Origin of the sequence: Chloroflexus sp. MS-G, assembly GCF_000735195.1 — a bacterium.
Classification (GTDB): domain Bacteria; phylum Chloroflexota; class Chloroflexia; order Chloroflexales; family Chloroflexaceae; genus Chloroflexus.
Window position 1 is genome coordinate 1 of sequence record NZ_JPIM01000001.1, and the last position, 12296, is coordinate 12296.

Below are 12296 nucleotides of genomic sequence, written 5' to 3' on the forward strand. Positions count from 1 at the left end.
AAAAAAATGGTTTGTTCACTGGCGAACGTGCCTTATCCTCTCCCTCCCTTGCTCCGTGCAGGAAAGGAAGAGGGATCGGGGAAGGTGAGGGGATTCTAACCCCACAAACGCCGAGACAGGCATCATCGGCGTTTTGCAGGCAATGGGGGGAATGAACATCTACAAATCCCTAAAATACACGCGATTGTTTTTGTATTCTACTCCGTTTAGGTTCTTCAAGTCGGCACGCATCTGGCGTGCGGTTTCGGCTACCTGGGTCATTTCAACGTGCGTGAATCGTCTGAATGCCAGCAGTGTCTTTCCCATTTCGTAGTAGAGCAGTGCATTGCCACCCTGACCCTGAAATTCGGGCAAGATACCCATGCCGTTGATCACCACTGCGCTGGTGCGACGCATCGTTATCAACAGATCGGCCAGCGTAAGCGGATTGAGATGTCCTCTGGCACGCTGTAAGGCAGCCGAGACATCGGGAAAGGCGAAGAGGAAGCCGACAACTTCACCGGCGTGCGTAATGACCTTAATGAGACGATGATCGGCAACTGTGATAATGCTCTGCACCACAAAGTCAGTTTCTCGTTCGGTGAGCGGGTAATACTCCCAATTATGGATGAACGCTTTGTTATAAGCCGCTCCAATCCGATCCACCCATTGCAGCAGTTCACGCTTACTAGAAAAATGTTTTACCTGTAAACGATGGCGCTCCATCACGCGCTGGGCAACCCGTTCGATACGTTCCGGAATCTTGAAGCTGTCAGAAGGCAGGTAGCAGGATATAAAATCAACTTCTTTTTGAAAGCCCAGACCTTCAACCAGATTAACATAATAGGGATAGTTGTACGTCAACATAGTCATTGTCTGGCGATGTTCAAATCCGCAGGTAAGCAAACCGTAGCCGTCAAGCGGTCCCATTCCCTTCGGACCAACAACGCGGTTCAGTCCACGTTTGTTGGCCCAGTCGAAGACGGCATCGAACAGAGCGGAGGCAGCTTCCGGGTCGTTTTCGCAGTCGAAAAAGTAAAAATTGGCTTCTCTGACACCGTGGTACTTATTGTATGGCCGATTTTCGATGGCGGCAATGCGCCCAACATCGCGTCCTTTGCGTACAGCCAGGAAACACTCAACATCTGAATGCTCGTAGAAAGGGTGTTTTCGTGGGTTGAGTTGAGCATAGGCATCGATGTTGAGTGGTGGCACCCACTGCGGGCAGCTTTTGTATAGCCGGTGCGGTAGTTGAACGAAGCGTTTAATCTGTTGTTTGTTAGCAAAATCCACTCGTTCGATGTGTACCATACCCTGTTCCGAGAGGTGAATACTCGTTAGCTATGATAGTTCTCCCTGATGAGGTGTTCTGTGCCCGCATGTGACCGGTCATTGTTCGGCCTCGTCGCGTATGCCTTTGTTCGCTATGAGTTGGTCAGATGGATGCTTTATTATATCTCGTACCAGAAAGGCAGGCATGGCCTTTGACCCACGTTCTGCGATGGGTGAGTGGAACTGAGCGCATGGTTCGTATCAAGCCGCAATCTGAGGTTGAGATAGATTGATGCCCCACCTGAAGCGGTGGGGCAATGGTCTGTATGTCTAGGTTGATCTCTTCTGCGCTAGCGAGCTACAATCGGAATAAACACCGGTTCGCCAAAGATCGCCTGACGAGTGAGATAGATCATCGATAGCCGAATGCTACTGCGTTGATTTGGGTCACGGCGAGATGTTGCCGTCAGGATCAGATCATGGCGTAATGGTGCCGGTTGGATCAATGGTAAATCAACGTTGACGATAATCCCAACATCAATTGCGCCGCCGTTGAGGGTTACACTCTCCGGCACTACCTCTACTCTGAATTTGTTGCTCAGCCCGCTAACTGAGAGATCGAAGGTGTCAGTGTCATTACCCAGGTTTTCCAGCATAATGCCACTAAACGTAATTCGGTTACGACCGTCGGGGATACCCTGAAGACGGTCACTACTAAGCGCAACGCCGGTTACCAGCCCAACGCGGACGCTATCGAAGACACTTGCGGTAATCGTTGTGTCGCTCCGCGACGTGGCTGTGACACGGATGCTGCTCAGTGCGGTGTTGGCAGCGAGACCAGCCGGCAGAGTGAGTAAAACGGCGATGTCACGGCTTTCCCCCGGCCCCAGATCGACCTGATTGGGCGTTGCAATCACGCTGTGGCCGTCACCTTGTAGTGCGGTGATAGTGTACGAATCGGCGGTAAAGCCGAGGTTACGCACGGTGTGCGTGATGACGGTGGTGGAATCAGGCAGCGCAGTAACGGTTCGTGATGGTGTAATCTCAACATCGCGCAAGGCACCGACCTGAATAATGTTTTCAGCCGCGGCGAGCAGGGTCGTACCGCCATTGGCCCGTGCCTCAACCGTGATCGTATTGCTGGTGCCGGGTAGTGCACTGGTTGGGATGGGTATCGTCACGGTGATCACCGTACTACTACCAGGTACTAAAACCGGACTGGTGGCAGGATTAACACTGAGACCCGTCCAGTTTGCATCGCTGCTTTGTACACTGAGATCGTAGGCAATGGTTGATGATCCACTATTGCGCAATGTGTGTGTCAAGATCACTGTGGCACCTGGCAAACTGTTAACGGTTGTCCCTGCTGACAGCTCAGCCCGATCAACACTGTTGACGGTGACACTATCAAGCACGTCAGCACTGACGGTTGGGTTTCCCTGAGAGGTCGCTCGCACGATGGCCGTTACCGTGGTACCGGCGTTGATACCGGTAGGGATAGTAATCTGTACGGTGACAGTTGTGCTGGCATTACGCGCCAGAGTGGTCGTGGTTGTCGGAACAACCGTTGCGTTCCAACCAACCGGTAATCCGCTCAGGGTGAGTGTAAAGGCATCAGCCGCATTTCCGGTGTTCGTCAGTGTGTGGGTGAAGGTGATCACCTCGCCAGGATCGCCGTTAGCGGTAAGTGGTGTTGGAGCGAAGTTTAGATCGCGAATCGTCGCGACTGTGACAGTAACGTTCGTACTGGCAGTACTATCAGGTGCAGGAGGTATTTGACCGCCGTTACGCGCAATCGCTCGTACTTCTACAATAGCATTCCCGCCGTCAGCAGTTGTGGGTATGCTTACCTGTAAGGTGTACGTGCAGGTTGTGTTATCGGCGGGTACTGGTGAAGGACATGTACTGCTGCTACCGATCAAGTTCCAGCCGGTCGGCAACGTCTGGACAAAATCAAAGGGAGCGGCTGCATTACCACCGTTGCGCACGGTCACCGTGATCGTTGCGGTGTCACCCGGCAAAACTGAGGCAGGCGTTACCAACGGCGTCCCGACGAACACTGGGGTACCACCACCGATGACCTGTACCGTTCCACTTGCCGTTTGGATAGCCGGTGGGTTGCTCCCCCCTGTTACACCGGCCTGAACGGTGAAATTGTACGTTCCCACCGGCTCACTGGCGCTTGCAGTAACGGTGAGCGTAATCGGACGAGATTGACCGGCAGCCAGTGTGAATGGGCCTGCTGGTGTCACGTTGAAGCTAAGACCAGAGGCAGGACTGGTCGTGGTAGGTGGCGTTATGCTAAACGTATCGGTGAAGTTACCGGTGTTGGTGATAGTATAGCTGAAGTTCACCGTTGCTGCGGGTGTCAGTTGTTGACTGGTCGGTGGTTGGGCGACGAATGAAAAGGTGCGCACAACCGGGACGCGGATTGTATCAACCGTCGGGGGATCGCTCTGCTCGGTAAAGGTCTGGCTTCCCTGCTGGCTCACCGCACGTACTCGGAATGAGAAGGGGTAGTCTCCCGCGAGGAGGGTCGTACTAGCTGGTGTATTCACAACGATAGTCAGCGTTGTTGTCGCACCAGGATTCAGGGTTGTGCTGGCAAGGGTTGCAGACTGAATATTCCAGCCGGTGGGTGGGGTACCGCTAAAGATAGGCAGACCGCTGCTACCATCTGGCCGAATAACACTAAAAAGGCCGCTGAGCTGACCGGTATTGGTGATAGTATGAACAAACGTGATGGTGTTCCCTGTCCGTTCTACAATCTGGCCGGGTGAAACTTCAGGGCGCGCCGGAATAATCGTGACTGCCTGAGCAGTTGTCGTCAGTGTCACCTGGTTCGAGACGGTCTGGTCACTACGAGCAGTAACGGTTGTGGTATCGGTATCACCAGCAGTAGCGGTCAAGGGAACGAGCACGCTGAAGAGTACCTGCACACTACCGTTCGGTGGTACTTCTACAAGTGCTGGCCCACTCGTCCACCCGCGGTTGCTATCAAGGATCAGCGTATAGGTACGAGTCACCGAAGCAGTGTGACTCAGGGTGAGTGTATAGGTTGATGTACTGCCAATACTCACTGCGCGGCTGCTACCGCCGATAACCGTTAGAGTGGCGGTTGGCGTACTGCACGCATCGGTTGCATTCACGTCGAGTGCATTTGAGAAAGGTGAACTGTTGCCGGTTGTGGGGTTGTGGACAGTTGCCGTAATAAATCCCAGACATCCGGTAATATTCGCACTGAACGTTCCACCACTACCGGTTGTGGTGCTAGTTAAAAAGACCGGCCCCTCACGATTGCGGTCAGTCACACTGGCACTACTGGTGAAGATTTCGACGACACAATTTGCACCGCAGCCAGTTGTGCCGCTAACAATTGGCGAACCGGCCGTGATCGGATTGAATGTCGGAGCGGCAAGCTCGCCGTTCGCGCCACTGCCGAGGCCAATTCCATCCTGTGCGTTATCCTGAGTTGTATTCCGTGAGATCAAGACACCGGTTACGTTATCGGCTATGAAAATGCCATGACCCACGCCGAGACGACCGTTGCGTACCAGCCGGTTGCCGAACAGTTGATTGTTACTACTCCTGACAGTAATGCCGTGAGTCGCATTGAACAAAGTGGTATTACTCTGGCCGGTGAATGCAATGAGATTAAACTCGATCCGATTGTTACTACCGCTATTAAGTTGAATACCGTCTTTGCGCGTCGTTGTACCACTGCCAGGGGTATCGCTGCTTGATGCCCGTACACCTATTCGGTTCCCGGTAATAAGGTTGTTATTCGCGTTATTACGAAGATTTATGCCGCGGTCAACGCCGCCAATCAGGTTATCACGGACGGTATTGTTACTTGCATTGCTGATCCGAAGACCTTCACTGTCGGCGACTATGTTGCTAGTGCCGTCCACCAGGAGACCACTCCCATCAGCTCGAATGCCGAGGTAGTTGCCCCAGACAGTATTGTTATTAGCTGTACAGCTTGTCGTACAAGGCTCGATTAACACAGCAGCCCCGGAACCAGTAACGGCAAAGTGCCCGGCGGCAATTACATTGCGATCCGCTGGGTTCGCTCCACCAATAATCGAATTGCTGCCGTTCTCGATCCAGACGCTAGCGTCGCCGGTACCGTAGCCTACAGGCGAACTGCTAATGGTTGTCGTTGTCGTTTGGGTGCCGTTTGGATGAACTCCGATGTAATTCCCCCGTACCACTGTATTCCCAGAACGAATGCGGATACCGTTTGTGCGTGCACCGGCGATCACATTACCTGGCCCAATAGTGGTCGAAATAGCATTACGACCAACAAAAATCCCTTCACCACCACTGACCTGATTGATCGTGCCGTTTCCAACTGGGAAGGGGTTACCACTAGCATCAAGGGCCACACCGATGTAATTCCCGGCAATCGTCGTAGGTCCAGTGGCGAACGTGGTATCTCCGATAATAATCCCACCGTTAGTATTCCCGCCGATGTAGTTTCGTCCGGTAAAGGGATTCAGCGGATCGCCGATCTCGGTATTGATTGCGCCATACGCACCACCGCCGCTAACCAGGATACCAATGCGGTTGGCAATGACGGTACCGGTCGGGTTAACACCAATCCAGTTACCGGTAATGCGGGTGTTACGAGGAATAGAGGGGGCGTTGCTGCTCGCAGCATTGCTAAACAAGACAATTCCAGCGGCATTCGTGCCGGTGTAGCCACCGATAACATTATCACTGATGAGTGTATTGTAGGCGTAATTCTCTACTGAAATACCGCCGAGATTATCCGCAGCGTTGCTCGTATCAAGATCGGCATCCCCGTTTACTGTGGTACCGATAAAGTTACCAACGATCTGGTTGCCATTGAGTGGGGTTGTATTCAGGTTGTTGCTCAACCCGATGTCGGCAACCGTATTGCCACTAATTACGTTCCGGTCGGCGGGATTACCGGTACCGATCCGGTTATCACTGGCCCCACCGTCGATCAGAATGCCGTAGCCAGTATTTGGCTCCGGTAAGCCGTTCAAATGCCCAATCCAGTTATTCACAATCAGATTGTTCTGAGCATTGTTACGTAGATAGATACCGGAGCCTCCGCTCGTGAAACCGATGCCCTTGCTAAAACGAATGATCACCAACCCGCGGATGACATTGTTATTTGAAGCGATAACAATACCGTGGGCCGGGATAATGTTGTTACTACTGTCGCGGAGCTGTTCTCCACTGAGAACGACGGTATGGTTTGTGCCAGCATCGATGGTCGTGTTTCCTTCGATTAGAGGTGGTAGACCGCTATCGCGGATATAAATGGTACCACTCACACTGAAGGTAATTGTGTCGGGTACGCCATTACTGTTGGCAACAGTGATGGCCTCGCGCAATGTACAGCCCCCTGGATCGGTGGTGCAGGCGCCATCGTTGGTATCGGCAAGCGAATTGACAATCAGTGATGCTGCCTGTACCGGTTCGGCGATCGGAAACAGGCTGACCAGGAGAAACGTAAGGAGTGCAATCCGAAAGCGACGATCCATAGGGTCACTCCTTAATTTACGACCAACGGTATCCAGACTGCCGGTACCAGAATCCCCGACGAATCACGAACAACTGCTGTATCCTGCACTTCAGCGCCGCTGAGTGGCTCAGTGGTACCAGGTATCGATGCCCAGATGCGCAACGTTTCACGGGTGCCGGGCAAGATCAATTCACTAATCCGTACCCGTACCCGTAGTACCATCTGATTAACCTTGCCACTACCGGCCACATTGTCGAGTGTGACCCGATTATCACTGATGGTGACGCCAGCAGTTGCCGACTCAAAAGCGATCAGCGTGCTACCACGACTGGCGGCAAAATTGAGCTGGAACGTTGCCCGTCCGTTGCTGGTGTTACGTAATGTGTGCAAGAAGACAACCTCACGGCCAGCCTGCACATCTTGTTCGTAACTGCTGCGCAATTCAGCGCTATAGCGCAGACCAACGGTGGTGGTGTCGGTTATGGTGATGGCCTGTGCACCAAATCCGCGTGGGGTAGCGGTGATAATCGTTGTTGCACGAACCGGATTACCGTCTGGCGTAGTCGTTTGTGCACCGGTAGGAACTGTGATCCGAACGGCAATCTCTGCACTCGCCCCCGGCGCCAAGGTTACCGTTGGTGTTAACACTGTCGTATTGTAGGTGTCAAGCCCAATCAGGTCGGCAGTGGTTGCACTCACATCGATAGGCACAGTCACGTTGCCATTGTTCGTAATTTGATGACGATAGATGTATGTATCGGCAGGGAGCACAGTAGCTGAACCATTTGCCGGATTGGCGCTTAACATCGGCAATGCCTGTACTGCTGTGCGCAATGTCTGTGTGATCGGGTTCAGACCGGGTGCAGTCAATGATAGCGTTGTGGTATCGGTGATCGGTACCTGGATCGACGGGTGGCTACCGGTTGGTAACGTGAGCGTCACTGTAAGCACGCGACTGGCGCCAGGAGCAAGTGCAAAGCGATCACGATCAGTCGGCTCGACGCTTGGTGTCCAACCGCTTAGGGTGCCTGTGGTAGTAAGGCGGAGACGGTTAATCTGCAACGTTCCGTGATTCTCTACCTGTAGTCGATAACGAACAGTACTGCCAGGTGCTGCACTTTGATTGACTGGATCAAGCGGGGTCAGCCGTAGATCAACGGTCGGGGTGAAGATGTGAAATGACGATGTATTTCCAAACCGGTCTGTCGCAGCAAAGATGAGTTGAGGATAGGTGGCAGGAAGATCGATCATTTGTGCATTAAATACACCACTGGCGTCGACCTGATCGATCTCAGAGCGGATAACACCGTTGACTAACATCTCAAGCTGTTGCCAGCCTTGTCCGTCAGGGACAGCCAGATCGGGTTTCGGCGCATAGACTTGGATTGTGCAGCCAGCGCATGCTGAGATTGGAATGAGGTCTTCTTCACGCTCAGCCGCACTGGTAAAGATTCGACCGGTTATCAAACCGTCTTGTGAGAGTTGCAGGTCGAAGGGTGGATCAATACTGTGATTAGGCCGGTTGAGGGTCTGATCAGGATCAAGGCCGGTCCCGTTATACAGCGTTGTGTTATCGAGGTGAATACCCCCCAATCCATTCGCTGACATCTGATTTTGTGTGATACGAACTCGCTGGGCGCTATCGGTTACCAGTACCCCATAACCGGCGTTGGCTCGTATGTGATTGCCGGTTATCACTACACTACGGCTAGTGCCACCAATCTGTATCCCATCACCACCGTTCTCCTCAATCTCATTCAGATTGTCAATCGTGACCGCATTCGAGTCGGTCAGGCGAATGCCATCATCTGTATTCAGCCGCAACCGATTCCCGCTCAAGGTAGCGGTTGTAACGCTCGTTAACGCAATCCCAACGCTGGCCGAGCGGGGCAGCAGCGTGGAGCCACCGGCTGGATCGGCAATCCAGCCGATCTGGTTTTGGGTGATGGTTGCCGTCTGGACATCTGTCAGATCAATACCGGCAGTATTGCCATTACCGCCGATCACATTGCTGACAATTGTTACCTGCGATGCGCCGTTAACGCGAATAGCAGGGCCGGTATTGGCTGCGGCAACACTGTAGGCGTCGCCGGTTGTGTCACGGCGGAGACCAAGAACGTTGGTACGCACCGTAATGCTCACACTATTGCTACCACTGATGTCGATCCCTGGGCCATTCGCACCAGCGATCACATTTCCAGTTGTCAGACCGATTGTCAGATTGGTGCTGTTGTTCACAGTAATGCCGGCAGCAGCACTCCCTGCGACACTACGGCGACTAGCGTGTAACCCGATCACATTGTTATCAAAGGTCACATTGCTGGCATTTTGTATCTGTACATCAGCGGTGGTATTGGCGGCTATCGTGGAAGCAGTGACAGTAATGCCACTGGCACCATTGATGACCAGACCTTGTTCATTAGCAATGGCCACATTACCGGGGAGTGCACCAACGAATGCGTTTACCACTGCGATATTGCTGGCGTTAGGGCCAATCCAAATACCCGGTCCACCATTGCCACCGATACGTAGCAATGTACTGGCACTGCCAATGGTTGTCACTCCGGCGCTCTCACTTACGTAGATGCCACCTTGCGCATTTGGGCGGGCACTACTGCCACCCCGACTTAAACCAATCAACGCATAGCCATTGAGGTTCGTGTTGGCTGGCGAGGCACCTCCATTCGCGTGGATTCTAATCCCAACCCCGTTATTACCGCTAATGACCAATGGTTGGGTTGCACTCATGCTCCCGATCTGCGTGGCTTGGGCGCCATCTTCAATGCGGAGGCCATCACCGCCGTTGGCAAATGCACTTTCGCTCTCTAGATTAACTCCGATCAGATTACTGGCAACAGTCGTCGTATACGTTTGTGAACCACCGATCAGAATGCCACTCAATCCATTGGCGCCGATAATGTTCCGTTCAGCGTTGGTCGAGCCACCGACCAGATTCAGCTCCGCCCTTCCATTCGGGTCAATAGTCGTGTCACTGAGAATCTGAATACCGAACCCGCCGTTAGGCCGAGCAGCAGTTGTGCTGGTAAAGAGAACGCCGATCCGATTACCCTGAATGCGATTTTGCGACGCATTACTGATCACGATACCATTAACGGTGTTCCCGGCAATTGTGTTCGGTGCATTAGCCGTGCCGATTTGGTTATTGCGAGCAGCACTGCCACTGATCACAATTCCGTTGCGGTTCCGTAAGTTGTCGGGTGGTATAGTGTTGTCGAGCAGTAAGCCAATAGTACAATTGCGGACAACATTATCAGCGCTGCTGATATAGATGCCACTCCCGCGATAGCTACCGGCGTCGTTGCTGGCACCATAGATGACCAGCCCTTCAATGATTGCTCCACCACCGCTGAGCACCAGACCTGCATCGCTGGCGTTGGCATTTATTGCAACCTGCGGTGCACCGCTCAGGAGATCAGCACTGATCGTCACATTTGGTCGGGTAATTGGTGGTAACCGTTGCGTGGTGGTGATAACATACGGTGCCGATCCCACCGACCCTTCAGTGATCAACTCAAAACTGATCGTTATCCGGTCTATGCCGCTGTTAGCATTTGCCTTTGCAATTGCCTGGCGCAGACTACAATTGTTGTTGGGGAGCTGGTCGGTGCAATGCACGTTGAGATCGGTTACGGCGTTATCAGCCAACGTATCGACGTACAGTGTAAGACTTGCTTGACTGAAACTCTGTCGTGGCCAGAGGAAGGTGTTTCCGATCAAGAACAGACCAACAACAAGCCACCAGATTTTGCGTGCAGACATGCTCTCTCCTTGCGCCAACATATAGCGCCCGGCATACTACGAAGCAGTGACGATCGGTAACGTTCCACTTGATGTAGATTGTAGCACGCTCATCTGGTGGCGAGAACAGGCGATGATACAGGAATTTAGTACTGATTTTTATAGACGGGGTAGCACACCAATTGCCCGTAAATACGCAATCGAAGCGGCGTACTGCTGATCTTCGTACAGACAGATCTGCTCTTCGCCAGCACCGCGTTCCCAGGGTGTACGCCAGTCGTCATCGCGTAAGCGCATCGTTTGGGCGAAGAGGCGCAAAGCTGGTAGAACCTCGCGCACATCGCATGGTGGGTATCCCTGCCACCAGTCATCATCGAGAATCCGCACGTGACGTGCACTATGACTGACCAGCTCAATCTGACAGGTTACTTCTGGGGTATACTGCTCGATCAGGTTAAAGATATGGCGAATGTCGAGATCACCTTCACCTAATGCGCAACGAACGAGCCGCCAGCCATGGGGTGTTGGATACGTTTCGTAATCGGCGAGATGCACATTCCGAATCAAAGGCCCCAGTCGTTCAAAGGCAGTGTATGGTGTTTCACCGACAATCAGGCAATTCACAGCATCGAAGCAGACACCGATGTACGGACTGTCAACAGCAGTACAGATGGCAGACAGATCAGCACTGGTGGCATCTTGATGGTTCTCAACGGCCAGGATAACGTTATGTTCGGCTGCCAGATCGATCACGGCGCGCAATCGATCAGTAATCTCGGCCAAATGAGCTGACCAGTTATCGGTGAAAGAACGACGATATCCTTCCAACACCGGACTGATCAGCACTCGCAGTACACGTGCACCGAGCATCGCTGCGGCAGGAATGTGCGCTCGCAGTACCTCAACATCAACGACGTCGCTATCCGCTACCGGTGTTAGTCCACACAGGCTCAGACGCTCGCGGAGCGCATGCAATCGATTAGGAGATAGGTCGGGGAGCAGACGCAGAGGTATTTCAATGCTCTGCAAGCCAGCTCGTGTGGCCAGGGCCACCATATCTTCAACATCGAGTGGCCGACTGACTGCACGAGATGTTCCTTGTCCAAGCAATCCGCAGCGATAACTAAAACTTAAGACAGAAAGACCGATCAACACGGCCAAACCTCATACACTTTCAGGACAAATATTATACCACAATAAACATTTTACGCTGAACTTAACAATGGCTCGTCAGAGTTTTTTCAGGTTCTCATCCGACCTGGCAGTCGTGAGGAGTGCAGAATAGAGGGTTTCCGAATCTACTCGTAGCTCGTACAGAAACGCACTACCTCCCGTTCTGGCGAATGGCTATGGCAGCCCCTCCATTCTTTATAACGTACTTCTGATGTGAGCACGCTTTCCGTCACCGATTCCGCAGGGTGCGCGTCAGCGTCCTGCACTTTCGGGGAAACTACACGGATCGGAATCGCCGTTGGCACGTGCATGAAGTTCGTTGGTGTTATGCTGACCAGGGCTAAGCGCATGATCAGAAACTCGTGGTTTTGATCAGATGCTCGGTAGGGGCGTCGGCTGAAGTGGCGAGCAACTACGAGCCTTGTCAAAGACCTGGGCTTGTGATGAGGCTCGATATGGCATCTCCAGATATGGTACAGTGGACGTTTGCAGACACCGCAGGCGTTGTCTCGAAGCGATGGAAACGGGCGGCGCCGGGTTCAGCGCCGGTGCTGCGGAGCACGCCTGGCGGCCCTCACCTTCCCCCTGGCCCCCTTCCTCTCCCGCACTGCGG

General features: G+C 53.1%; 4 protein-coding genes. All 4 read right to left on the bottom strand.

The window, feature by feature from the left end; genetic code table 11:
• Nucleotides 1–159 precede the first annotated feature (159 nt).
• Nucleotides 160–1290 carry a hypothetical protein gene (locus JE47_RS0100005; protein WP_031457789.1) on the bottom strand — a complete coding sequence of 377 codons (1131 nt, stop codon included), beginning with the start codon at nucleotides 1288–1290 and terminating at the stop codon, nucleotides 160–162.
• 311 nt (nucleotides 1291–1601) lie between these two features.
• Nucleotides 1602–6770: a beta strand repeat-containing protein gene (locus JE47_RS0100010; protein ID WP_031457790.1), complete on the bottom strand. Its 5169-nt coding sequence runs from the start codon at nucleotides 6768–6770 to the stop codon at nucleotides 1602–1604.
• A gap of 11 nt (nucleotides 6771–6781) precedes the next feature.
• Nucleotides 6782–10531, bottom strand: coding sequence for a right-handed parallel beta-helix repeat-containing protein (locus JE47_RS0100015; RefSeq protein ID WP_031457791.1), 3750 nt, complete (start codon nucleotides 10529–10531; stop codon nucleotides 6782–6784).
• A gap of 138 nt (nucleotides 10532–10669) precedes the next feature.
• On the bottom strand, nucleotides 10670–11665 hold the full coding sequence (locus JE47_RS0100020) for a sugar phosphate isomerase/epimerase family protein (RefSeq protein ID WP_031457792.1): 996 nt from the start codon (nucleotides 11663–11665) through the stop codon (nucleotides 10670–10672).
• Nucleotides 11666–12296: the final 631 nt, after the last annotated feature.